17 protein-coding genes are annotated in these 24,332 nt (G+C 72.6%); 6 read left to right on the top strand and 11 right to left on the bottom strand.

Features of this window, described 5'->3' with window-relative positions; all coding sequences use genetic code 11:
• Positions 1-105: 105 nt before the first annotated feature.
• Positions 106-996, bottom strand: coding sequence for an RNA polymerase sigma-70 factor (locus tag AB0I16_RS12690; protein ID WP_363249337.1), 891 nt, complete (start codon positions 994-996; stop codon positions 106-108).
• 153 nt (positions 997-1,149) lie between these two features.
• Between AB0I16_RS12690 and AB0I16_RS12685 the strand changes: the two genes are divergently transcribed.
• On the top strand, positions 1,150-2,037 hold the full coding sequence (locus tag AB0I16_RS12685) for an alpha/beta hydrolase (RefSeq protein WP_363249336.1): 888 nt from the start codon (positions 1,150-1,152) through the stop codon (positions 2,035-2,037).
• On the opposite strand, the gene AB0I16_RS12680 is transcribed toward AB0I16_RS12685, so the two are convergent.
• A complete protein-coding gene (locus tag AB0I16_RS12680) occupies positions 1,995-2,405 on the bottom strand; it encodes a VOC family protein (protein ID WP_363249335.1) in 411 nt (136 codons plus the stop codon). The genes AB0I16_RS12685 and AB0I16_RS12680 overlap by 43 nt on opposite strands.
• Before the next feature lie 316 nt (positions 2,406-2,721).
• On the opposite strand from AB0I16_RS12680, the gene AB0I16_RS12675 reads away from it, so the two are divergent.
• On the top strand, positions 2,722-4,317 hold the full coding sequence (locus tag AB0I16_RS12675; RefSeq protein WP_363249334.1) for an alkaline phosphatase D family protein: 1,596 nt from the start codon (positions 2,722-2,724) through the stop codon (positions 4,315-4,317).
• A gap of 175 nt (positions 4,318-4,492) precedes the next feature.
• A complete protein-coding gene (locus AB0I16_RS12670) occupies positions 4,493-5,935 on the top strand; it encodes a GNAT family N-acetyltransferase (protein ID WP_363249409.1) in 1,443 nt (480 codons plus the stop codon).
• Here the strand turns inward: AB0I16_RS12670 and AB0I16_RS12665 are convergent.
• Positions 5,859-7,148, bottom strand: coding sequence for a PLP-dependent transferase (locus tag AB0I16_RS12665; protein ID WP_363249333.1), 1,290 nt, complete (start codon positions 7,146-7,148; stop codon positions 5,859-5,861). The genes AB0I16_RS12670 and AB0I16_RS12665 overlap by 77 nt on opposite strands.
• Positions 7,149-7,208: 60 nt before the next feature.
• Between AB0I16_RS12665 and AB0I16_RS12660 the strand changes: the two genes are divergently transcribed.
• Both AB0I16_RS12660 and AB0I16_RS12655 read left to right on the top strand, forming a co-directional pair.
• Positions 7,209-7,706, top strand: a complete 498-nt coding sequence (locus AB0I16_RS12660; protein WP_363249331.1) for an Lrp/AsnC family transcriptional regulator — start codon at positions 7,209-7,211, stop codon at positions 7,704-7,706.
• Between the two features lie 74 nt (positions 7,707-7,780).
• A complete protein-coding gene (locus AB0I16_RS12655) occupies positions 7,781-9,490 on the top strand; it encodes a DUF885 domain-containing protein (RefSeq protein ID WP_363249330.1) in 1,710 nt (569 codons plus the stop codon).
• A gap of 19 nt (positions 9,491-9,509) precedes the next feature.
• Here AB0I16_RS12655 and AB0I16_RS12650 read toward each other — a convergent pair whose 3' ends face one another.
• From AB0I16_RS12650 to AB0I16_RS12640, 3 genes are all read right to left on the bottom strand, one after another.
• The gene (locus tag AB0I16_RS12650) at positions 9,510-10,355 is read right to left on the bottom strand and encodes an SDR family oxidoreductase (RefSeq protein ID WP_363249329.1); all 846 of its coding nucleotides are present in this window, start codon (positions 10,353-10,355) and stop codon (positions 9,510-9,512) included.
• Positions 10,356-10,585: 230 nt separating this feature from the next.
• On the bottom strand, positions 10,586-13,645 hold the full coding sequence (locus AB0I16_RS12645; RefSeq protein WP_363249328.1) for an SMC family ATPase: 3,060 nt from the start codon (positions 13,643-13,645) through the stop codon (positions 10,586-10,588).
• Positions 13,642-14,805, bottom strand: a complete 1,164-nt coding sequence (locus AB0I16_RS12640) for an exonuclease SbcCD subunit D (RefSeq protein WP_363249327.1) — start codon at positions 14,803-14,805, stop codon at positions 13,642-13,644. The genes AB0I16_RS12645 and AB0I16_RS12640 overlap by 4 nt, the downstream gene beginning before the upstream one ends.
• 407 nt (positions 14,806-15,212) lie before the next feature.
• Here AB0I16_RS12640 and AB0I16_RS12635 point away from each other — a divergent pair, with 407 nt between their 5' ends.
• Positions 15,213-16,451, top strand: coding sequence for an aminotransferase class I/II-fold pyridoxal phosphate-dependent enzyme (locus AB0I16_RS12635; protein ID WP_363249326.1), 1,239 nt, complete (start codon positions 15,213-15,215; stop codon positions 16,449-16,451).
• Between the two features lie 27 nt (positions 16,452-16,478).
• On the opposite strand, the gene AB0I16_RS12630 is transcribed toward AB0I16_RS12635, so the two are convergent.
• The 5 genes from AB0I16_RS12630 to AB0I16_RS12610 all read right to left on the bottom strand — a co-directional run bounded on the left by AB0I16_RS12630 (position 16,479) and on the right by AB0I16_RS12610 (position 23,750).
• Entirely contained in the window at positions 16,479-17,543 is a 1,065-nt protein-coding gene (locus AB0I16_RS12630; protein WP_363249408.1) for a low specificity L-threonine aldolase, read from the bottom strand.
• A gap of 60 nt (positions 17,544-17,603) precedes the next feature.
• Positions 17,604-19,547 carry an amidohydrolase family protein gene (locus AB0I16_RS12625; protein WP_363249325.1) on the bottom strand — a complete coding sequence of 648 codons (1,944 nt, stop codon included), beginning with the start codon at positions 19,545-19,547 and terminating at the stop codon, positions 17,604-17,606.
• Positions 19,548-19,626: 79 nt separating this feature from the next.
• Positions 19,627-21,366: an FAD-dependent oxidoreductase gene (locus AB0I16_RS12620; protein ID WP_363249324.1), complete on the bottom strand. Its 1,740-nt coding sequence runs from the start codon at positions 21,364-21,366 to the stop codon at positions 19,627-19,629.
• Positions 21,363-23,012: a glutamate--cysteine ligase gene (locus AB0I16_RS12615; protein WP_363249323.1), complete on the bottom strand. Its 1,650-nt coding sequence runs from the start codon at positions 23,010-23,012 to the stop codon at positions 21,363-21,365. Before AB0I16_RS12615 ends, AB0I16_RS12620 begins: the two co-directional genes overlap by 4 nt.
• 81 nt (positions 23,013-23,093) lie before the next feature.
• Entirely contained in the window at positions 23,094-23,750 is a 657-nt protein-coding gene (locus tag AB0I16_RS12610; protein WP_363249322.1) for a hypothetical protein, read from the bottom strand.
• Between the last annotated feature and the right edge of the window lie 582 nt (positions 23,751-24,332).

Below are 24,332 nucleotides of genomic sequence, written 5' to 3'. Positions count from 1 at the left end.
GGCCCGAGCCGCGGAAGATCACGAGCGAGAAGGGGCTCCCGCCTCTCGGCGGGAGCCCCTTCCTCACGAAACACACGCTTTGCGCGGATCTCTCTCCGCCGCGGCCTAAACGGTGAGCGACACCAGCTTGTCCGGATTGCGGACGATGTAGATGTCCTGGATGCGGCCGTCGACGACGTCCACCTGGAAGACGCTGTCCGGCTTGCCGTCCACGAGGAACAGCAGGCATTCGGCGCCGTTGAGCTCCATGAAGCGGAACTCCGGCCGCCGGACGCCCTCCAGGCCCTTGCGGACGACGCCGTGCAGGAAGCGGCCCACCCTGTCCGCGCTCTCCAGGGCGCGCACCGGGGCCTTCGTCTTGCCGCCGCTGTCGCCGACCAGGCGCACGTCCGGGGCGAGGAGCGACATCAGCCCGTCGAGGTCGCCCTCCGTCGCCGCCGCGAGGAAGCGCTCGGTCAGGTCGCGGCGCTGGGCGGGGTCCACCTCGTAGCGCGGGCGGCCGGCGTCGACGTGCTTGCGGGCGCGCCCGGCGAGCTGCCGGACGGCGGCCTCGCTGCGGTCGAGCGTGGCCGCGATCTCCGCGAAGGGGAACCCGAAGGCCTCGCGCAGCACGAAGACGGCGCGCTCCAGCGGGGAGAGGGCCTCAAGGACGACGAGGAACGCCAGGGAGACCGACTCGGCGAGCACCGCGCGCTCGGCGGTGTCGGGCACGGTCGGCCCGTAGTCGGTCACGTAGGGCTCGGGGAGCCAGGGGCCCACGTAGGCCTCGCGCCGGGACTGCACGTGGCGCAGGCGGTCGATGGCGAGCCGGGTGGTGACGCGGACGAGATACGCGCGGGGTTCGCGCACATGGGCGTGGTCGGCGGCGGACCAGCGGAGCCAGGCGTCCTGGACGACGTCCTCGGCGTCGACCACCCGCCCGAGCATGCGGTAGGCGACGCCCATCAGGACGGGGCGGTGCTCTTCGAAGACGTCGGTCACGCTGTCGTTGGCCACTGCTCCATCCCAGCCCACGGCGGATCTCCTGTCCAGGACGTAAAAGCGAGGTGCGTCACCTCTTGAAGTGGAGGCTACCGGGCGGTAATTGTTGCTGACAACGCGTCTAACGACTTGACGAACCGCCGCCCCGCGGCGGGGACAGGAGCAGCCATGGCCGCAGAGGTGTCCTTCGAGGTCACGTCCCCCGACGGCCCGCGCACCGCGACCATCTCCTACGCGCGCTCCGGCGCCGGTGAACCCTTGCTGCTCCTGCACGGCATCGGCCACCACCGGCAGGCCTGGGACCCGGTCGCGGAGATCCTCGCCGCCGATCACGACGTGATCGCCGTGGACCTGCCGGGCTTCGGCGCCTCGCCCTCGCTGCCGGACGGCCTGCGGCACGACCTGCCGACGGTGGTCCCCGCACTCGGCGGCCTGTGCCGGGCCCTGGGCGTCGAGCGCCCCCACGTCGCGGGCAACTCCCTGGGCGGCCTGCTCGCCCTGGAAATGGGCCGGCGGAAGCTCGTACGGTCCGTCACCGCCCTCTCCCCCGGCGGCTTCTGGACGCCCGCCGAACGCCGCTACGCCTTCGGCACGCTGCTCGCGATGCGGCACGGCGCCCGGCTGCTCCCGGTGTCCGCGATCGAGCGCCTCTCGCGGTCCGCCGCCGGGCGCACCGCCCTGACCAGCACCATCTACGCCCGTCCGTGGCGGCGTTCACCGGAAGCCGTCGTCGCGGAGACGCTCGCGCTGCGCGACGCCACGGGCTTCGAGGCGACCCTGGAGTCCGGGCGCGACCTCCCCATGGGCGAGGACGTGCCGGGGCTGCCCGTCACCGTCGCCTGGGGCGACCGGGACCGGCTGCTCCTGCCCCGCCAGGGCGTCCGCGCCAAGCGGGCCATCCCCGGAGCGCGCCTGGTGCGGCTCCGCGGCTGCGGCCACGTCCCGATGAGCGACGACCCCGCCCTCGTCGCCCGCGTCGTCCTGGACACCTGCCGCGCGGGAGGAGCCCACGATCAGGAGTTGGACCACGCGCGCGTGGAGAGCACGAGCCGGTAGCCGTCCGGGTCCTCGACCGTGACGCCCCACTCGTTCCAGTACGGGTTGGGGGACGTGACCCGCTTGCCGCCGTGCTCCTCCAGCCGTGCGACGCGTTCGTCGGGCACCGGCCCGTCCACGTAGACGACGAGCAGATCCTCCTCGGTGGGGCGCGGCCGGACCGGCGCCGCCGCCTCGCTGACGAGTTCGAGGTGCCAGGACGCGTCGGGCCACCCCACCATGAGCAGGGAGTGCTCGCCGGGAGCGGACCCGCCGTCCGCGCGGTACACCACGCTCAGGCCGAGGCCGTCGACCCAGAAGCGCTCCGCCGCCGCGAGGTCGCGCGACGGGCGGGCGATGCGGATGTGGCTCTGACCGTTGACGGGCATGGCGTTCCCCCTGGACGTTCGGCTCGGTGTGCGGCGTACCCGCCGGCACGCCGCCGTCAGGAGCGTAGGCAGCCGGAGATCCTGTGCGCATCGGCCGTACGGCGGGGCCGAGCGGCCCGGCATCCGCCCGTGGACCCGCGTCCGGCGACCTAGGACCCGCGTGAGCGGCGGCGCCGCGCGCCCCCCGAGGTGATCTCCGCCCGGCGGTTCCCCTGCCCGGGTGGGCAGTTGTTCACTTGTGGTTCGCGTGAAGTCTGTGGCGCGCCCCCGACGGGGCGCCCGCAGACTGGTCGCACCGTCAACTGGAGGCGCATTCATGTCATCACGTCAGCCGAGCCCGTCCCCCCGCCGCCGCAGCCTGCTGCGCGGATCGCTCGCGGTGCCCGCGGCGCTCGCCGTGCCCGCGCTCGCCGGGCCCGCGCGGGCCGGGGCGGCTCCCGCGCTCGCCCTCTCGGGCCGCCCGAGGGCCGCGTGGGGTGTCCAGGCGGGCGACGTGGGCGCGCACGCGGGGCTCGTCTGGGTGCGCTCCGACCGTCCGGCGCGGATGATCGTGGAGACGTCGGCCACCGAGTCCTTCCGCAACGCGAGACGCTGGCGCGGACCGCTGCTCGGCCCCGGCACGGACTTCACCGGCACCACCCGGCTGCACGGGCTGCCCGCCGGCGAGCAGATCCACTACCGGGTGCTGCTCGCCGACCCCGACGACCCCAGGCGCACCGGTGAGCCGGCCGGCGGCACGTTCCGTACGACACCGAAGGGCCGCAAGGACGGCGTGCGCTTCCTGTGGTCGGGGGACATCGCGGGGCAGGGCTGGGGCATCAACCCGGACCGCGGCGGCTACCGCGTCTTCGAGGAGATGCGCCGCCGCGACCCCGACTTCTTCCTCTGCAGCGGCGACAACATCTACGCCGACGGGCCCATCCAGCCGAGCGTGACGCTGCCCGACGGCAGCGTATGGCGGAACGTGACGACGGAGGAGAAGTCCAAGGTCGCCGAGGACCTCGCGGAGTTCCGCGGCGCGTTCCGCTACAACCTGCTCGACGAGAACCTGCGGCGGTTCAACGCCCAGGTGCCGTCCATCGTGCAGTGGGACGACCACGAGGTGCGCAACAACTGGTACCCGGGGCAGATCCTGGACGACGCCCGCTACACCGAGAAGAACGTGGACGTGCTCGCCGCCCGCTCCCTGCGGGCGTTCAGCGAGTACTACCCCATCTCCACGCTGCCGCCGGGCGACGAGGACGGCCGGGTCTACCGCGTGCTGCGGCACGGCCCGCTCCTGGACGTGTTCGTCCTGGACATGCGCACCTACCGCAACGCCAACTCCCCGAACCGCCGGCCCGATGACGCCACCGGCATCCTCGGCGCCCGGCAGCTCGCCTGGCTGAAGCGGGAGCTCTCGCGCTCGCGGGCGGTGTGGAAGGTCATCGCCTCCGACATGCCGCTCGGGCTCGTCGTGGCCGACGGCGGGACCAACTTCGAGGCCGTCGCGCAGGGCGACCCCGGCGCCCCGCTCGGCCGTGAGCTGCAGATCGCCGAGCTGCTGCGGCACATCAAGCACCGGAAGATCACGGGCACCCTGTGGCTCACCGCCGACGTGCACTACACGTCGGCGCAGCACTACGACCCCTCGCGGGCCGCCTTCAAGGACTTCGCGCCGTTCTGGGAGTTCGTGTCGGGGCCGCTGGCCGCGGGCGGTTTCCCGGCGACGAAGCTGGACGGAACCTTCGGCCCCGAGCAGACGTTCATCAAGGCACCGAAGCGCTCCAACACCTCACCGGCCGAGACCCCGCAGTATTTCGGCGAGGTCGACATCGACGGAGACAGCGGCGAGCTGACGGTGCGGCTGCGGCAGGAGGGTGGCGGCGTGCTGTTCACCAAGGTGCTCAGACCCGGCCGCGTGGGGCAGTAGGCGGGGCAGGGGGCAGTAGGCGGGGCGGGGACCGGGGCAGTAGGCGGGGCGACGGCCGGGCGGGGGCCGGGGCGCAAAGCGGGCAGATGGCGCCTTAACCCATCGGTCACAACACGTTTGTGATCACGCAACACCGATCCCGCACAGTGGCCGTATGCGCACTGACATGTCTCATATGACCCGGACCAAGCACGGCCGCCCCGCCCACCACTGGCGGCGCGACGTGGTCGAGTTGGCGGCCCTCTTCACCGCCGTGGCGGTCGCGGACGCCGTGGCGAACATGATCGGGCACGGCCCCGGAGGGCCCGCCCTGCTCGTGATCTCGGCCGTGGTGCTCGTCGCCACGGCCGGGTTCCACATCTGGTGGGCCCGGCGCCACAACCACGCGCCGCCGGTCGCCCACGATATCGGCGCCCGGCCGCCCTCCCCCGCGGAGCAGGCCGGGCACGGCCCCGCGCCGGCCGCCGCGGCGACACCCCCGGGGACGCCCGCGGGCACGACGTCGCTCTGGCGGATGCGGACGACCGTACGGGACGAGCCGGGGTCGCTCGCCGCGCTCTGCGGGGTGTTCGCCGCCCGGCGGGTGGACATCCTGAGCCTGCAGACGCACCCGCTGGCCGACGGCACCGTCGACGAGTTCCTGCTGCGCGCCCCCGAGGAACTGCCCGCCGCGGAGATCACCCGGGCGATCGCCCACGCCGGCGGCTCGGGCACCTGGATCGAGCGCGCGGACGCCCACGACCTCGTGGACGCCCCCACCCGCATCCTCGGCCTGGCCACCCGCACCGCCCTGGACGCCTCCGAACTGCCGCTGGCGCTCCGCCACCTGCTCGGCCGCTGCACCATCCGCTCGCTGCCCGCGGCGACGCGGAACGCGGCACCGCCGCTCCCCGCGGACGGGGCGCTGGAGGAGACGGTGCTGCGTCTGCACGGTCCGGACGGCGAGACGATCACCGTGGAGCGTCCCTACCTGCCGTTCACCCCCACGGAGTTCGCACGCGCGCGTGCGCTGGTGGAGCTCGACACGCGGCTCGGCCCGCGCGTCCCGCGCAGCCAGGACGTCCTCACCCTGCCCGAGGGCAACTCCATCACCGTGCGCCGCGCCGACACGGACGACGTCCCGGCCGCCGTCGCCATGCACGCGCGCTGCTCGGCCCGCACCCTCGGCATGCGCTACCACGGCCCGGTGCACGACGCCGACCGCTACCTCGGCCACCTGCTCAGCCCCCGCTTCGGCCGCACCCTGGCCGTGCGGACGGCATCCGGACGGATCGTCGGCCTCGGCCACCTGCTGTGGGACGGCGACGAGACGGAGGTCGCCCTGCTCGTCGAGGACGACTGGCAGCGGCGCGGCATCGGCGGCCACCTGCTCGGCCGGCTCGTGGCGATGGCGGTCGAGGCCGGCTGCGAGAGCGTGTACGCGGTGACGCAGGCGTCCAACACCGGCATGGTGGCCGCGATGCGCGGGCTCGGCCTGCCCCTCGACTACCAGATCGAGGAGGGCACGCTGGTCATCACGGCCCGCCTCGAAGCGACCCCCGTCAGCTCGCGCCCGCCGTATGACGGGCTTCGGAGCCACGAGACCGTCGCCGGTCCCCGTCCGCGGACGGAGGGCTGACGGGGCCGAGCGCGCGGTCGAGGTCGCTCCACAGGTCCTCGACGTCCTCAAGGCCGCAGGACATCCGCAGCAGGCGGTCGCTCACCCCCGAGGAGTGCCGGTCGCCCGCGTCCACGATGCGATGGCTGATGGACGCCGGGTGCTGGATGAGCGAGTCGACGCTGCCGAGGCTGACCGCCGGGGTGATCAGCCGCACCCCCGCGGTCACCTCGTGCGGGTCCCCGTACACCTCGAAGGCGACCATGGCACCGCCGAGCCGCGGATAGTGGACGCGCTCCACGCGCGGGTCGGCGGCCAGGCGCCGTGCCAGCTCCGCCGCCGTCGCCGACGCGGCACGCACCCGTACGGGCAGCGTGGCGAGGCCGCGCAGCAGCAGGTACCCGGCGAGCGGGTGCAGCACCCCGCCGGTGGCGAAGCGCACCTGGCGCAGCCGCCGCGCGAACTCCTCGTCGCACGCCACCACTCCGCCGAGGACGTCCCCGTGGCCGCCCAGGTACTTGGTGGCGCTGTGCAGCACCAGGCGCGCACCGCTCTCCGCGGGCCGCTGGAGCACGGGTGTGGCGAACGTGTTGTCGGCGAGGAGCGGCACCTCGCCGCACGCCTCGGCCACCGCCGCGAGGTCGAGTTCGGCGAGGGTGGGGTTGGCGGGCGACTCCACCATCACGAGCCCCGTGTCGGGTCTGACGGCCTCGGCGATGGCCTTGCCCAGGGACTCGGCGCCGCCGCCGTCCGGGCCTTCGGCGTCCGTACCGTCGGCGCCCTCCCACCGGTCCACCCAGGTCACCTCGGTGCCGAGCAGCCCCGCGGTGAGCATGTGGTCGCTGCATCCGTACAGCGGTCTGACGGCCACGACATGGCGCAGGCCCGCCGAGCCCCGTACGAGCAGGACCGCGGTGAGCGCCGCCATGCCGCTCGCGAAGGCGACCGCGCTCTCGGTGCCTTCGAGCCGGGCGAGCGCGGTCTCGAAGCGGGCCACGGTCGGGTTGCCGAGCCGGGCGTAGACGGGCGGCCCTTCGTCGAGTATCCCCTCGGCGGCGAAGGCGTCGACGCGGGCGGCCTCGCCACGGCTGTCCGCCGAGGGGTAGGTCGTCGAGAGGTCGATCGGTGCCGCGTGCAGGCCGAGTCCGGCGAGGTCCTCGCGCCCGGCGTGTACGGCTTCGGTGGCCAGGGCCCGGGTGCGGGCCGTGCTGACGGTTTCCGTGTTCGCGTCCATGCCCCACAGGCTGAACACCTGCCGGGCCTTCGCCCCCCTTTCCCGTGCTACGTTCGCCCGATGCCCGAATCCGTCGTACTGGACCCGGTGGACCTCCACATCCTGCGCGCCCTGCAGAACGACGCCCGGACCACGTACCGCGACCTCGCGGCGCAGGTCGGTGTCGCGCCGTCCACGTGCCTCGACCGCGTGACGCGGCTCCGGCGCTCCGGGGTGATCCTCGGGCAGCAGCTCCGCCTCGACCCGGCGAAGCTCGGGCGCGGGCTCCAGGCGTTGCTCTCGGTCCAGGTCAGGCCGCACCGCAGGGACCTCGTGGTGCCCTTCGTGGAGCGCATCAGGGAGCTGCCCGAGTCCCTGTCCCTCTTCCACCTCACGGGCCCCGAGGACTTCCTGGTGCACGTGGCGGTGGCGGGCCCCGCGGACCTGCAGCGCCTCGTGCTCGACGAGTTCACCGCGCGGCGCGAGGTGGCGCGCGTGGAGACGCGGCTGATCTTCCAGCAGTGGCAGTGCGGCCCGCTGCTGCCGCCCGAGGCGGGCGGGGACACCACCGGCGCGTGACCCGGCGGACCCGGTGCCCGACCGTGACGCAAAGGCACTGGCGCCCACCGGACGACTACGGCCAGGATGTCCGCATGCCAGACACCAAGCACGCGCAGTCGAACACCGCCCCCCTGCCCCGCGACGTCGCCGACGCCTACGTGGACGAGTTGATCGCCCTCGACCCGATCACCGGCACCTACCTCGGCGTGAAGGAGAGCGACAGCCGGCTCCCCGACACCTCGCCCGCCGGACAGGAGGCGCTGGCGCGGCTCGTGCGGACGACACTGGCCCGGCTGGACGAGGCGGAGCGCGAGCCCGGTGCGGACACCGAGGCCGAGCGGCGGTGCGGCAGGCTCCTGCGGGAGCGGCTCACCGCCGAACTCGCCGTGCACGAAGCGGAGGAGGGGCTGCGCTCGGTCGGCAACCTGCACACGATGCCGCACCAGGTGCGCGAGATATTCACCGTGACGCCGATGGAGACCGAGGAGGACTGGGCGACGATCGCCGAGCGGCTGCGGGCCGTGCCGGCCGCGTTCGAGGGCTACCGCGCCTCGCTGGAACTGGGCCTCGACCGCAAGCTGTTCGCCGCTCCGCGCCCCACCGCCACGTTCATCGGGCAGCTCACCGAGTGGACCGGTGAGGAGGGTGACGGGCGCGGCTGGTTCGAGGAGTTCGCCGCCGACGGGCCCGAGGCCCTGCGCGCCGACCTCGACGCGGCGGCCCGCGCCGCCACCGCGTCCGTCACCGCGCTGCGCGACTGGATGCGGGACGTCTACGCGCCCGCGATCGAGGGCGCGCCCGAGACCGTGGGCCGCGAGCGCTATGCCCGGCTCTCCCGCTACTTCAACGGCACCGACCTCGACCTGGACGAGGCGTACGCGTACGGCTGGTCGGAGTTCCACCGGCTGCTCGCGGAGATGCGGGCCGAGGCCGAGAAGATCCTGCCGGGCGCGGCGACGCCCTGGGCGGCGCTCGCCCACCTGGACGAGCACGGCACGCACATCGAGGGCGTCGAGGAGGTCAGGGTCTGGCTGCAGGAGCTGATGGACGAGGCGATCGAGGCGCTGGACGGCACGCACTTCGAACTCGCCGAGCGGGTCCGCAGGGTGGAGTCCCACATCGCCCCGCCCGGCGGCGCCGCCGCCCCCTACTACACGGCCCCGTCCGAGGACTTCTCGCGCCCCGGCCGCACCTGGCTGCCGACCATGGGCGACACCCGCTTCCCCGTCTACGACCTGGTGTCCACCTGGTACCACGAGGGCGTTCCCGGCCACCACCTCCAGCTCGCGCAGTGGGCGCACGTCGCGGAGAACCTCTCCCGCTACCAGGCGACCGTCGGCATCGTCAGCGCCAACGCCGAGGGCTGGGCGCTGTACGCGGAGCGGCTCATGGACGAGCTGGGCTTCCTCACCGACCCCGAGCGCAGGCTCGGCTACCTCGACGCCCAGATGATGCGCGCGCTGCGGGTCATCGTGGACATCGGCATGCACCTGGAGCTGGAGATCCCGGCGGACTCGCCGTTCCACCCGGGTGAGCGCTGGACCCCCGACCTCGCCCAGGAGTTCTACGACGCGCACTGCAGCCGTCCCACGGACTTCGTGACGAGCGAGATGACCCGCTACCTCACCATCCCCGGCCAGGCCATCGGCTACAAGCTGGGCGAGCGCGCCTGGCTGCTCGGCAGGGAGAACGCGCGCCGCCGCCACGGGGACGCGTTCGACGCCAAGGCGTGGCACATGGCCGCGCTCTCGCAGGGCTCGCTCGGCCTCGACGACCTGGTGGAGGAGCTCTCGAAGCTGTGACGGCGCCGGCGGCTCCCGGTCAGTGCCGGAAGCCGCCCTCGGAGTCGATGACCTGGCCGGTGACCCACTCGGCCTCGTCGGTGGCGAGCCAGGCGATGAGCCGGGCCGGGTCGTCGGGCATCCCCCAGCGGCCCGCGGGGGACGCCGCCTCGACCTGTGCGTAGGCGTCCCCCGTGAGGTAACCGGTGTCGACCGGGCCGGGGTTGACGCTGTTCACGGTGACCGCGAGGTCGGCGAGGGTGGTCGCGAGCGAGCGGGTGACCGAGGCCAGGGCGCCCTTCTGCAGGGCGTAGGCGATCTCGCCGGGCATGCCGTCCGCGATGTCCTGCCCGGACGTCATCATGACGACGCGGCCGCCGGGTGAGCGGGGCGGCAGCTCGGCCCGCAGCCGGGCGTACGCCTGGACGAGGAGGATCACCGACCGGGTGTCGACCGCCCAGTGGACGTCGAGCATGGCCGCGTCGATCGCGTCGAGCGTCCCGTCGCTGCCGCTCAGCGCGTGGTTGGCGACCAGGATGTCGATCCGCCCGCCGAGCGCCCGGGCGGCGGTGTCGATCAGCGCGGCGGGGGCGGCGGGTTCGGCGAGGTCTCCCGGCCCCGAGCGGACCGTGGCGTCCGGATCACCGGCCGCGGCACGCACCCCGTCGACGACGTCCTCGATCCGGTCGGCGCCCCAGGGCATCGCGGCGTCGTGCGGCACGTGGTGGTGCAGATAGACCCCGGCCCCGTACGCGACGAGCCGCCGGGCCACGGCATACCCGATGCCGTCCCGCCGACTGGCCCCGGTGACGAGCGCGGTCCTCCCCCGCAGGGGCAGCGGGTCGCGGCGGAGCTGGGCGGGGGTGGGAGGAGGCAGGCGCGGCATGCGACTCATGATGGCGGACGGGTCCGGGTCGTCGCACGGGGTTTGCGGGGCGACGGCGGGTGAGCGGGGCTCACCGGCCGCGCCCATGGCGCCGTCCCGCGGCGGGCCGGCGGGCCGACGGAGGCGGTGGCGGGCAGGGCGAGGGGCGGTGGCGGGCAGGGCGAGGTGCGGCGGGGCACGCACCGGGACCTACGGCATGAGCCTTCGCTCCGGTGCCGATGACCTGATCCTCACCGACCGCCCCGCTGCCGTACGGACGAGCCCGCGCGGCCCTTCACGACCTCCAGTTGCGCGTGCACCCGCCGCCGCAGGTCCGCGACGTGGCTGACGATGCCGACGCTGCGGTCCCGCTCGCGCAGGGAGTCCAGGACGTCGAGGACCTCGTCGAGGGTCTGGTCGTCCAGGCTGCCGAAGCCCTCGTCGATGAAGAGCGTGTCGAGCCGTACGCCGCCGGCCTCGTCCGTGACCACGTCCGCGAGGCCCAGCGCGAGCGCGAGGGAGGCGAAGAACGTCTCGCCGCCCGACAGGGTCGCCGTGTCGCGCTCGCGGCCCGTCCACGCGTCGACCACGTGCAGCCCGAGGCCGGAACGGCCGCGTCCCGCGCGGTCGTCGGAGTGCACCAGGGTGTAGCGCCCCGACGACATCCGCCGCAGCCGCACCGTGGCGGCCGCCGCGACCTGTTCGAGCCGGGCGGCGAGCACGTACGACTCCAGGCGCATCCTGCGTTCGTTCTCCGCCGACGTGCCCGCCGCGAGGCCCGCGAGCCGCGCCACCCGGTCGTACGCGGCACGCAGCGGCGCCCGTTCACGGCTCGCCGCTGCCGTGCGGGCGGAGAGCCGGTCCAGCTCGGCGCAGCGCCGCGCCGCCGCGTCGCACGCGGACCCCGCGGCCCGCAGCCGCCGCCCCGCGTCGTCGGCCGCCGCCCGCGCGGCCGACAGGTCCACGGCGGGCCCCTCGGCGGCGGCCACCGTCTCCGGCTCGGCGAGGACGGAACGCACCGCGGCCTCCTCGTTCCGCCAGGCGTCGATGCGGTGCTGGACCTCGCGGTACCGCGCGTCGTCGAGCAGGGCGGCCGCCGCGGCGGCCGGTGTGTCGAACCCCGCGCGGAAGGCAGCGTCGGCCAGCCGCGCGTCCGCCTCCTTCAGGCGCTCGGCGGTGTCGTCGGCCGCGCGCACGGCCTCGGCGGCCTCGGTGAGCAGCGCGGCCTGCCGCTCCAGTTGCGCGGCGCGGTCGGCCACGCTGCCGGTGGTCCCGCGCGCACGGGCCAACTCCTCGGCGAGGCCCTCCTGTTCGCGGTCGAGGGCCTCCCGCAGGGTGGCCCTCGACGCGGCCCTCCGCACGGCCTCCTGCTGTCCGGCGAGCCTGCGCTCGTACTCGCGCTCGGCCCGTGCGAGCGCTTCCCGCGCCGCGTGCAGGCCGGAGGCCCGGTCCCTGGCCTCGGTGTGCTCGCGGCGCAACGCGTCGACGGCTGCTGCCAGTTCGTCCGCCGCGGGGTCCTCGTCCGCGTCGTTCCCGCCCCCTTGCCCGCCGCGCGCGGCGGCGGCCTGGGCGGCGAGCGCCTCCCGTACGTCACCCAGTGCGCGTTCGGCGGCCGCGCGGGACTCCTCGGCGGCCCGGTGGGCGGCCAGGGCCGCTTCCTCGGCGCCGCGGTCCACGTGTCCCGCGCCCTTGCGCGCGGGGGCGGGGTGTTCCGTGGACCCGCAGACCGCGCAGGGAGCACCGTCCGTGAGGTGTGCGGCGAGCTCCGCCGCGATGCCGTTGAGGCGCTGCTCCTTGAGGTCGAGCCAGCGCTCGTGGGTGGCGGTGGCGTGCTCACGGGCGGCGAGGGCCCGCTCCTGCGCGGCCGTCGCGTCCCCGGCGAGCCGGTCGCGGTGCCGGGCCGCGTCGAGCCGGGCCAGGGCGGGCTCCAGGCGCCCGGCCACACACTCGGCGTGGGTCACGGCCTCCTGGGCGGTGGTCATGCGTTCCCGCAGGGCCGTGCGGGTGGCCTCCCAGCCGTCGAGCCACGCCGTCGCGTCCTGCAAGAGTTCGTCGTCGGCGTGCTCCTGGCGGTCCAGGGACGCGCGCTCCCCCGCGATGTCGGCGAGCCGTCGCTCGGCGCGGCGGGCGGACGCGAGGCCGCCGAGCTCCTCGGCGGCCTTGCGCGCGGCGGCGGCGAGCCCGGCCGCCCCGGAAGCGGCGAACGTCTCGGGCAGCCGGGCACGCGTGCGTGCTTCCTCGCGCGCCGCCGCGCGGTGCTCCGCGTCGGCGGCGTCGCGCAGGTCGAGTGCGGGGGCGACCGTCTCGGCCTTGCGGGCGCGGTGCAGGCACCGCTCCCACTCGCGCAGCTCGTCCTCGCGCGCGTGCAGCCGTGCCGCGCGCTCCCGCGCCTCGGTGAACCGGGCCCGCAGCCGGTCGAGGTCGCGCGCCTCGGCGAACCGGCGGTCGGCCGCGGCCTGCGCGGACTCCGCTGCCGTGAGGGCGCACCGCGCGACCGCGAGGCGTTCGCGGGCGTCCACGCGGGCCACGGCCGCCCAGGCGAGGACTTCCGACGCGAGCCCGGGGTCGCCCGGCGCGAGGTCCGGCAGCGGAAGCGCCATGCCCCCGCCATCGTCAGCGGCAGCCTGCTGCATGCGGTGCGCGTCGGCCATGAGGGCCGCGTCGCCCGCCTTGACCTCGGCCTCCGCGGTGCGCCGCTGCTCGGCGAGGCGCTGCTCGACGGCGGCGAAGCGGTGGGTGTCGAAGAGCCGTCCGAGGAGTCTGCCGCGGGCTTCCGCGTCCGCGCGGAGGAAGCGCGCGAAGTCGCCCTGGGGCAGGAGCACGACCTGGCAGAACTGCTCCTTGCTCATGCCGAGCAGCTGGGTGATCTCCTCGCCGATCTCCTGGTGGGAGCGGCTGAGGTCCTTCCAGCGACCGCCCGCGCCGGGTCCCTGCCCGCTCTCGTACTCGCGCAGCCAGCTCTGCGCCTTCTCCGTGGTCGTGCCCGTGCCGCGCTTCTTGGGGCGCTCCCACGGCGGCTGGCGGGTGATCTCCAGGCGGCGCCCCGCGACGGTCAGTTCGAGGCGGACCTCGGTGCGCGCGCCCGCCCGGGCGTGGTCGCTGCGCAGGGTCGTGCCCTGCTTGCCGCCCTGCCGGTCGCCCGGCACCGATCCGTACAGCGCGAAGCAGACGGCGTCGAGGACGGAGGTCTTGCCCGCCCCCGTCGGGCCGTGCAGCAGGAAGAGCCCGGCGGCGGAGAGGTCGTCGAAGTCGATGTCCTGCGGGTCGCCGAAGGGGCCGAAGGCGGTGAGGCGGAGCCGGTGGAGTCTCATCGGGCGACCTCGCGCAGGGTGTCCTGGGCGCGGACCGCGTCGAAGGCCGAGCGCAGCACGTCCCGCTCCGCCTCGTCGGGTCCCGCGCCGCGCACGTGGACGACGAAGTCGTCGGCGATCTGCTCGTCGCTGCGGCCCTTCAGGCGCTGGGCGTAGGAGACGTCCGGGTCGTCGGGTGCCCGGTCGGGGTCGAAGACGAGGCTGAGCGTGTGCGGGAAGCGTGCGCAGAGCCTGGCCATGGGGTCGTCGGGCCGGATCGCGTCGGTGAGGGTGGCCTCGACCCACGCCGTCTCGTGCCGGTCGAGGGCCGGGTCCTCCAGGAGTTCGTCCAGGGTGCCCCTGAGGCGGGCCAGGGAGCGCGGGACCGGGCAGTCGACGCGCTCGGCCTCGACCTCGCCCCCGGGGCCGAGGTCGACGAGCCACATGCTCTTGCGGTGGTCGGCCTCGGAGAAGGAGTACGGCAGCGGGGAGCCGGAGTAGCGCACGCGCGTGCCGAGCGTCTGGCTGCCGTGGAGGTGGCCGAGGGCCACGTAGTCCACGCCGTCGAAGACCGCCGACGGCACGGCCGCGACCCCGCCGACCGTGATGTCCCGCTCGCTGTCGCTGATCGTGCCGCCGCTGACGAAGGCGTGGGCGAGGACGACGGAGCGGGTGCCGTGCGCGCGGGTGGCGAGATCGGCGCGGACGCGGTCCATGGCGGCGCCGACGACCGCCTCGTGGCCGGCCTTCGCCACGCCGAACTCGTCCTTGACCAGGGCGGGTTCGAGGTAGGGCAGGCCGTAGAAGGCCACGTCCCCGTGGTCGTCGGCGAGGACCACGGGCTCCGCGCAGGCGGCGGGGTCGGTGCGCAGATGGATGCCGGCGCGGTCGATGAGCCCGGCGCCGACGCCGAGGCGGCGCGCCGAGTCGTGGTTCCCGGAGATCATCACCGTGGGCACCCCGAGGCCGGCGAGCCGGTGCAGCGCGTCGTCGAAGAGCTCGACCGCCGCGAGGGGCGGCACCGCCCTGTCGTACACGTCTCCGGCCACCACGACGGCGTCGACGTCGCGCTCGCGTACGGTCGACACCAGATGGCCGATGAAGGCGGCCTGGGCGTCGAGCATGTTCACGCGGTGGAACGAGCGGCCCAGGTGCCAGTCGGACGTGTGCAGCAATCTCATTAAACGGCTCCGACCTGCACGTTTCTCTCGGTAACGCCTCAAAAACCAGCACAAGCCAGCACGGGAACCCCGGGTTGGCACCCATTACGCTAACGCCTGGCCGCACCTGATTCACCACTGACCTCACTGCGCAACCGGGCTGCGACAGGCCGACCATGCGAACCAGGGGCACAGAAGCATCCCGGCTCGGACGAGGCCGCAGGCCGATGAGCCGAAGGCGGTGAGGGTTGGGGGTCGCAGCCCTTGAGACAGGATCGTGTCACGAGTTCCCGGGCCGGGCATCCGACGTCTTCCTGCCGAGTCGGGCTGCCGTGTGGCTGCCGTTTCGGTCGCGGGGCCGAGGTGTTGCGAGATCGCCTCGGCCCTGCCCGACACTCCGAGCTTCCGGTGAATGGTTCCTGTCCTGGGTGGGACTGCAAGCGGGACCGGCGGAGGCTGCCGCCGTCATCCATGCCGACTACACCCGCTGGTGGGCCGTGTGCCGCCGACTGTCCAGCGCGGCCCGCGAGCAGAGGGCCATTCCCGAGGCTGTCGTCGAGTACCTCGACCTCTTCCGTGAGGAACCCCGGGAGATGATCGGCGCCGCGCTGGAGACCATCGATCACGGCTTGGCCCTGGGCGAGGACGTTCAGCGGGCCTCGCACCTACGAAGGACCCTCCTCATGAAACATGGCCTCGACCACACCCCTTCCCCGCCCGGCCGGTCCTCCGCAGCCGAGGCGGACGTCCTGGCGCTCGTCGAGAGCCGCGTCCGCTCCCGGAGCCTCGGGGGCGGACGGACTCCGGCACTGTGGACACGCGCCATCGACGCCGTGGACGGCATGACCCTCCAGTACCCGGACGAGCCGCCCCAGACCGCCATGACCAGCTACGACTACCTGGGTCTGCTGGGCCACCCCGCAATCGACGAAGCCGCCAGGGCCGCCATCGAGAAGTACGGGACGGGCGGGCACGGCACCGCCGCGGCGGCGGCCTCCCTCACCTCGCACCGCCGTCTGGAAGAACGCCTCGCTGCCTTCACCGGCCATCAAGGGGCCATCCTGCTGCCGTCCGGGTTCCAGACCAATGCGACGGCGATACCAGCACTCGTCGGCAAAGGGGACTGGATCTTCTCGGACGACCTCAACCATGCCAGCATCGTCGCGGGATGCTCCATCGCCTCGGCCCGCGGAGCGCACGTACGGACCTTCCGCCACAACGACCCCGCCCACGTCCGGAGCCTCCTCTCCGAAGCACCGGACGACGTGGTCAAACTGGTCGTCTGCGACGCCGTGTTCAGCGCGGACGGCGATCTGCTCGACCTGCCGGCCTTCGACGAGGCGTGCCGCGAGCACCGAGCCGTCCTGTACCTGGACGAGGCCCATAGTCTGGGCGTACTCGGCGCGACCGGACAAGGACTGCACGAGCACTTCGGCGTGGCTCGGTCACCCCTCGGTCTGACCATGGCGACATTGAGCAAGACCGTGCCCTCCGCGGGCGGTTTTCTGGCGGGCCCCGCGTCTCTCACCCGACTGCTGCGGCTCGCCGCTCCCGGCCACGTCTTCAGTGCGGCTCTCCCGGCGATGGCGTGCGGAGCCGCCATCGCCGCACTCGATGTCATCGACCAAGCCCTCTCCACGTTCGCCGCGGCATTCCGTGAGGAATGAAAGCCCTGCCGAATCCCTCAGGTGCGCTCACTGCGAAAGGGTCTCCTCCACGGCGGCTCCGAAGGTATCGACATCCCTTTCGGTGGTGTCGAACGAACACATCAGACGCACTTCCCCGCGGTCCTCGTCGTTGGTGTAGATCGTGTATCGCTCCAGAAGGCGGGCGAGGGCCGCACGGGGCAGCGTGACGAATACCGAGTTGGCCTCGACGGGCCGGGTGACCCTCACTCCGTTCAGGCCGGCGAGCAGGGAGCCGAGTCTCGTGGCCATGGCGTTCGCGTGGGACGCGTTGCGTCTCCAGAGGTCTCCTTCGAGGAGTGCTTCGAATTGCACGGAGAGGAAACGCATCTTGGACGCGAGATGGGTGGAGCGCTTACGCAGGTAGGGGATTCCCGTCACCCGGGACGGATCGAGTACCACGATGCATTCGCCGAACAGGAGGCCGTTCTTGGTGCCGCCGAAGGACAGGACGTCGATCCCCGTCTCTGTCGTGCAGGCCGACAGAGGGACGCCCAGGAACGCGGCCGCGTTGGCGAGTCGCGCACCGTCCATGTGGACGGCCAGCCCGTGTGCGTGCGCGCATGCGGAGAGAGCGCGTATCTCCTCGGGGGTGTAGCAGGTTCCGAGTTCCGTGGCCTGGGTCAGGGAGACAGCTTGTGGCTGAGCGCTGTGGACGTCGCCGGCCGCCTCTACCGCGCGATCGACGAGTTCGGGGCTGATTTTGCCGTCCTCAGAGGGGAGTTCGAGCAGCTTCACTCCCGCGACGTGCTCCGGAGCACCTCCTTCGTCCTCGGTCAGATGGGACTGCTCCGCACACAGGACCGCTCCCCAGCGGTTGGTGACGGCCTGCAACGCTATGACGTTGGCTCCCGTCCCGTTGAAGACGGGAAATGCCCGGGCGGCCGGTCCGAAATGCCGGCGGAAGGTGTCGTCCAGCCGAGTGGTGTACTGGTCCTCGCCGTATGCCTGTTGATGCCCGCCATTGGCGAGGATCAGGGAGGCCAGGATTCTCGCGTGGGCGCCGGAGCAGTTGTCGCTGGTGAATTCCCGTCGGCCCGGGTCGTGGCGGAGAGTGGCGTCCGTGGAGGGCAGCCGGCCGGCAGGACGCGTCCTGAGGAGGGGCGGCGGAGGTCCGCCCGGCGCGCCTTCTCTTCAACCGCCGTGAACGTAGGTCCAGTACGGATCGATGAGGGAGCCCAACTGCCGGGCGGTGTGGAGTACGCGGTCCGGTTCTTCGCCGTGGGCCAGTCCGTACTCAAGCACCTCCAGGGTTCCTTCGGCGACCTCGGGGGGCGGCTCCTCGCCCCAGGAGTCCAGATAGGCGAGTACGGAGTCCGGCGCGTCCGCCAGATCCCGGGAGGCGGCGGAGATCCGGGAGAAGAGGGTGCACCAGGTCGAGAGGTCCGTGTGCAGGTAGAGGGCGGCTTCGGCCGGCCCCGCCTGGGTGCCCATCCACGTGAGGTCGCGCACCACGCGGAACAGCCCCTGGTCGACCGGGACCAGCGGAATGCCGGTGGCGGGGATGCCGACCGACGGAGCCGCCTCGCGTAACAGGCCGCGGGCGGTCGAGACGGTGTGCAGGACGAAGGAGAACAGGGTCGCCGGTATCTCGTGGCGGTGCCTGGACACCAGGAGGGCGTAGGTGGAGAGTTCGGCTTCCTGGCACTGGTATTCGGCGAGCAGCAGCCTCTTGAAGTGGCCCCTCCCCATCTGCCCGTCCTGTGCCAGCATGACCAGCTGGTTTCCGGTGACGAACCGTTCGACGTCGGGCTTCATCGCTTCGATCATCTGCTCGGGATTCATGCGGTTCTCCTTGACGGGGTTCGAGGATGGAGGGCGCGGCCCCCGGCCGGCCGCGCTCACCGAGACCGTGTCCCGTGCCGCGGTGACCAGCCGACCGTGCTGCACCACGTACCGGGCACGGCCGGTGGCGGTGATGTCGTCGAAGGGGTCGCCCGCGAGGGCGACGAGGTCCGCGGTCGCGCCAGGTGCGATCGTGCCCAGATCTGGGCGCGCGAGGAGGTCTGCCGCGACACACGTGGCTGCCCGCAGGGCGCGCAGGGGGGTGTAGCCGTGGGCCACGAGAGTGGGGAACTCTCGCCAGTTCTCGGCGTGAGGGAACATTCCGGCGTCGGTGCCGAAGGCTGTCTTCACGTCGGTACGTGCGGGCCGGAGGAGTCCTTCGCGCAGCATGTCGACGTGTTCGCGGTAGTTGCGCCGCATGACGGCCGTGGAACCGTCCCAGAAGTCGTCGTCGTCGAGCCGGTCCAGGAAGTAGGTCTGGGCATAGTGGGTGGGCACCAGGAAGACGCCCGCCTCCTCCATGGCCCGATACGTGGCTGCGCCGGCGAAGTAGCCGTGCTCCACGCTCCGCACCCCCGCGGCCACGGCGCGCAGCACGGCGCGGTCCGTGAAGACATGTGTCGCGCAGGGCAGGCCCAGGTCGTCGGCGGTGGAGACGATGGTGTGCATCTCCACACGCGAGTAGGAGGTGCTGGTGGGGCTGTCCACCGGGGAGGAGAACCCGCCGCCACCGGCGAACTTGATCCAGTCGGCTCCGGCGCGGGACTGTTCGCGCACGGCCCGGCGCAGCTCTTCGACGCCGTCGGCCAGCGTGCCGATCTGGTGTCCGTACCGCTGGGCGAGGTCGGGGTCCTTGTCCCCGTGGCCGCCGCGGGGGGACAGGATGTTGGGGGCGGCGACGATGTGCGGGCCCTCGACCAGACCGTTCTCCACGGCCGTGCGCAGCGAGACGTTGAGGGGGAGGTGGGCACTGCCGAGGTCGCGGACGGTGGTGAATCCGTTGTGCAGCAGGGCGCGGAGGGCCGGTAGCGCTGTGAGGGTCTGGTAGGCGGAGGGTGCTGTCTCCGCGCTCTGGTCCAGGAGGTGGACGTGGCAGTCGATGAAGCCGGGCATGAGCGTGCAACCGGGCATCTCCACGATGTCCGTCTCCTGGGCGGGACGGAGGTCGGGCCCGACCGCTTCGATCCGGCCGTCGCGGACCAGGACGGACATGTGGTCGACCGGGGTGTCCGCGACCGCGTCCCAGACACGGTCGGGGCGCAGCAGGAGCTCTCGGTCGGAGGGTGCGTGCACGATTACCTCCGGAAACGGTGGTGGCGAGAGGCCGGGGCGTCCGAGGGGGGCCGGGGCCCGGGAACCCGGGGGTCGGGCGTCAGGCCGTGGTGAGCGGCGTGTAGTGGGGGTCGTTCCAGACGTCTCCCGGCCCGGGATTTCCCGGTTCGGGGCGGGCGCCGAGCTGGCGCAGGACCCCCCAGGCGGCGTTGAGCCCGGAGGCGAGAGCGTGGTTGAGCCAGCCGGGGGACCAGGAGGTGTCGTCGCCGGCGAGGTACAACGCGTTCGGCGGCTCGCCCGGCACGGCCGGCGTGCCGGTGAAGTCCTTCATGAAGTGAGCGAACAGGTCACGTTGGTAGGGGTAGTCGCCCGGGCACGACCAGCGGCTCAGGCCGCGGAAGTTCCTCTCGTTCTCCCACGAGACGGTGATGGCTTCGCCTGTGCGGACTTGGGCGCGCAGGTCGTCCGCCACCTCGGGGTGGATGGCGGCGAGCTCGCGGACGAAGAGGGCGATCCGTTCCTCCAGGGTGGAAGGGGCGATCTTCACGGCGTCCTGGGCCCAGGTGAAGCTGAGGTCCAGCACGCCGCGGCGGCCGCGGGGACCTCGCGCGGGCCCGTAGTCCATGGTGTAGACGGCCCTGGGCAGCCGGTCGGTGAGGGTGACCCCGTCCATGGACGTCTTCTCCCAGAACGGTTGGTCCACGACGAGTGCGGTCTTGGAGGACTGCCAGTACTGGAGGCGTCGGACGGCCCGCCAGAGCCGGGGTCCGAGCACGGGGACGCGGGCAGAGGTGGAACGCACTTCGACCCCGGTCTCCAGCAGACGCGTCTGCGGGGTGAAGACAGCCGCTGCGAATCGCTCGCTGCGCCCGTCCTCGCCGTGCACCACGACGCCGTGTGCCGGCTCGGGCTCGACCTCCAGGAGGCGTACGGCGGGCCGCGGCGATCCATGGTTGATCGCCTCCACGCTGCACGTCCGCCCTTGCGGGTCGGTCGTGCGGTGGCTCCAGAAGCCCTCGGCGAGCCGGCTGATGCCGTCCGGCGCGTACAGGAGGCTGCTGCCCTCGCTGCACAGCAGCAGGCGCAGTATCTCCACCGTGCTCAGGTGGAAGAAGGAGTCCCAGACGGCCGGGCCCACTCCTGCGGTGCCGAGGACGCGCGCCTGGTCGTGGCTGAGGCCCACGGCGTCCGGGTCGCGCAGGAAGCGGTAGAAGGACCACAGATCGAACCGGGTCAGCACGTCGCGCCAACGGCGGCGTACCGCACCGAGGTCGCGCGCGGCCAGGTCCCGCTGGATCTGGAAGAAGCCGATCCTGGCCAGGGTCTGCTGCCAGCGGGTGTGTGCCTCCCGGAATCCCTCGTGGAGACCGTACAGGTCCTTGATCTCTTGTGCGGCGTACTGTCCGCCGTCGACGTCGAGCAACGTCAACGGCGTGGTGGGAGCCGCGTAGTTGTCCCGGAACGCCTCAAGCCGCACCCCGAAGGTCTGAGCGTACTGGCGCAGCAGCCGGGCGGTTTCGGGGAAGCGCAGGCAGCCCAGCTCGACGACCGCGCTGTCCTCGTCGTGAAGACGCCGGCTGTACATGCGGCCTCCGAGGCGTCGCCCGCCCGGCCCGTCCGCGCTCTCTTCGGCCTCGTACAGGACCGGGCGGCAGCCGGCCCGTGCCAGCTCGTACGCGGCGGCCAGTCCGCTGCCGCCGGCGCCGATGACGGCCACACGCGCTCCCCGGACCTCCTCGGGCAGCCGGCCCATGCGGCGGTCGCCGGCGACGTGGGCGGCGTAGTCGAAGGGGAAGTCCACCTGAAGATCGGTGGCGGGCGGCGCGGCAGGTGGGCTCATCGCTGACTCCAGGGCAGGTCCGCAGGCAGGTTCCATGTGTGTACGGGCGCGGCGCTCTCGGCCAGCCGCGCATACCGCATGGTCAGGTCGCCCAAGGGGGGCCGTCCTGGACCACCGCCGGCCCCACCGGTTCCGGGAACCGCTTCGGGGGGCTGCCCGGTTCGTGTCGTCGACGCTCCCGAGGTGGCGGCATCACCCCGGGGCAGGCTTCCCGTCCGCTCCCCCGGGGTGGCGGCGGTCCGCTCCGCCGGCAGTGCCCCACCAGCCCCGCGCGGTGTCTCCCGCCGCCGGCTCAACACCTCAAGAGACCGCTGCTGCCACCACGCTCCCGTGCGGCCCGTGGAGACCCGCTCGTGCAGGAGGTTCAGCATCGTGTCCGCCTCGTCGGCGTCCACCCCCGACATGATCAGACCTGTACGGGCCTGGGGCAGCAGCTTGTGCACCAGAGCGCCGGCCTCGTGTTCCTGAGGGGCCGATCCGGGCGAGGGCCACCACAGAGACGCGCGCAAACCGTCGCGCGCGGCCCGGTAGAAGTTGGCCTTGGCGCAGGCGAAGGGCAGACAGTGCGCCACATCGCGTCCGCCCGCGGCCAGGAACAGGGTCAGGCCGACCAGGAAGGCCGTGTTGACCGCCATGTCCAGTGGGGTGGGCCCCGAGGGCAACGCTCTCAACTCGATCCGCAGATGCCCGCGCGGATCGTAGACCGGACGGTTCCATGACCACACCGTGCTCAGATGCAGACGGAGTTCTTCGAGTGGCGGATACCCCGCTTCGTCGGAGCCGCCGTCGCGCGCATCGCGGTGGGGTGCCGGAAGCAGGACGTCATAGGCGTGGACGGCTTCGTCGAACACGGCGAGGGGCCCGCCGCGCAGCCACGCCCGGCCGAAACCGACCCGGGGCCGGGGGGCTCCGGGACGAGTGCCGCCGCGATCGCCGAAGCCTTGCTCGTACAGGGGAATCCGAGCCTCCTGCCCTCCGGCGCGGCCCAGCGGAAAGGGGGAGTTGCCCGCTACCGCCAGGGCGGGTGCGGTTGCGAGTTGCGCGGCGTTGAAGGTGTGGAGGAACCGGGCCGGCGGCACCGTCAGATGGACCTGCCAGGAGCAGGCGGCCCCTTGTACGGCTACGGACTCCGCCCGGAGCACTCCGTCCCTTCCCTCCGCCACGCGCAGGGGGAACGGTGTGGGGCGGCGCTTGGCCCAGGCGCGTTCCAGGGCGTGGAAGCGCGGCACCGGGGTCAGCGCCTCCGTCGTGACGTCCGCCGACGTCAGTGTGGGCAGCGTCCCGATCGGGACCGCCCTCGCTCCGTGCATCCGCAGGGACTGGGCCGTGATCTGGCGCAGCCTCTGAGTCGCCTGCTCCGCCATGGCGGTGAACGGACGTCCCCGAAGAGGCACCGGCTCCAGGTTCGCCTCAAGGTTGAACCGCGCCACCTCCAGAGTGAGCCGGTCGTCCTGGAGAACCTCGTGCACGGCGACGTTGACCGGGGCGGGACCACCGCTCTCCCCGACGAGGGACGCTTCCAGCTCCGCACCCAGAGTGGCCGGAACCGCTCCGAACTTCGGATCACCCACCACCTTTCCCAGCGTGGAGAGACAGTCCTCCAAGCGGGCGCGGAAGTGCACGTGATCCCGTTCTGTGAAAGTCACCCGTCCGACGTCCTTGCCCATGCACACTCCTGCGTGTTGCCCGCGCCCCGATGTCCGGCATGCCTGGCCTGCTCGTGTGTTTCAGCCGGTCGTGGCGACCGCCCGCCACCAGGCTCTGAGTGTCGGCTCCATCCGCACCGCGCTGCGCGTGATCCACTCGTCCGGTTCCTGCTGCGTCCGGCCGTACTCGATGACTTGCAGCACACCGTCCGCCACCTCCGGCGGGTTCTCCCGGTAGGCGCCGATGTACTCGACCGCGGCCTCGGGTACGTGCTCCGCCTCGCCGAGCACGTCGGCGAGGACCGCGCAGGTGTTGCACCACAGGGTGAAGTCGGTACGCGCCAGGAGTGCCGCCTCCGCCGCCCCGGCGTGAAGGGCCACCCACGAGATGAACTCGGTGAACCGTCGCACCGGTTCCAGCCGGGGAGCCCGGCGCATCTCATCGGGCGACATGCCCAGGGCCGGCGCGAGACCGCCCACCATCCGGTGACGTGCCTGCATCAGCTCGTGACCGACGAAGGAGAAGAAGCCGCCGGGCACTTCGTGGGGGTACCGGGACAGCAACAGGCCGTAGGCCGCCAGTTCGGCTTCCTGCGACTGGAACTCGGCGAGAGCGAAGCTCCGCAAGTGTTCCTCTGTGATCATTCCTTCCCTGGCCAGGGACAGGAACTCGTTGGCACTGAAATGTTCGGGGAGATTGATGCCCACAGCGTCGATGAACTCGGTGGCAGACGGCACAGGAAATCTCCTCCGGTCGGGAAAGATGCAGGGGGCAGCGGCGATACCCTGTGAATTGCTCGGATACTGGGACACCTTGCGGCGATCACGCCCACCGCAATCCTGGTGGCGGTTCGCCTACGCATCGGACTACCTACCCAGCAAGTCCGCTCCCAGCACGCGAGTCGCCTTCCCCTGGGCGCGTGACCTTCCTGTACCGGAGTCCGCTCCGCAGCATGGCGGGATCTGCGAACAGCCCGCCGACCTGCATAAATCCGCCGAACAGGCGTCTCCGAAACCGTCGGCTGGAGCGAATCCGGAAGCGGACCGCACGTGACCGGATCACGCACCGGACGAGCCGCAGGCAGAACACTGTCGCCTCATTCGATGCGCGCCTTCCCTCCAGTCCCGGGCCGAGATGCAATTTGAGTCGATCTGCGAACGAAGATTCTCATGCGCGTCGGAGCTGAATTTTCCGAGAAGGGCGCACGGCGATAAGCACTGTCCACGCACATTGGCTGGATAAGCCGAACGGGCTCTGCCTCATGCGCAAGTGGTGGAACATCGTAGGAAAACACAGACACGCGAGACCGGCGGCGCCGG

This window comes from Streptomyces sp. NPDC050703 (genome assembly GCF_040654435.1).
GTDB lineage: Bacteria > Actinomycetota > Actinomycetes > Streptomycetales > Streptomycetaceae > Streptomyces.
Note: the sequence above shows the minus strand (reverse complement) of the source record. Positions and strands in the feature narration are given on the sequence as shown.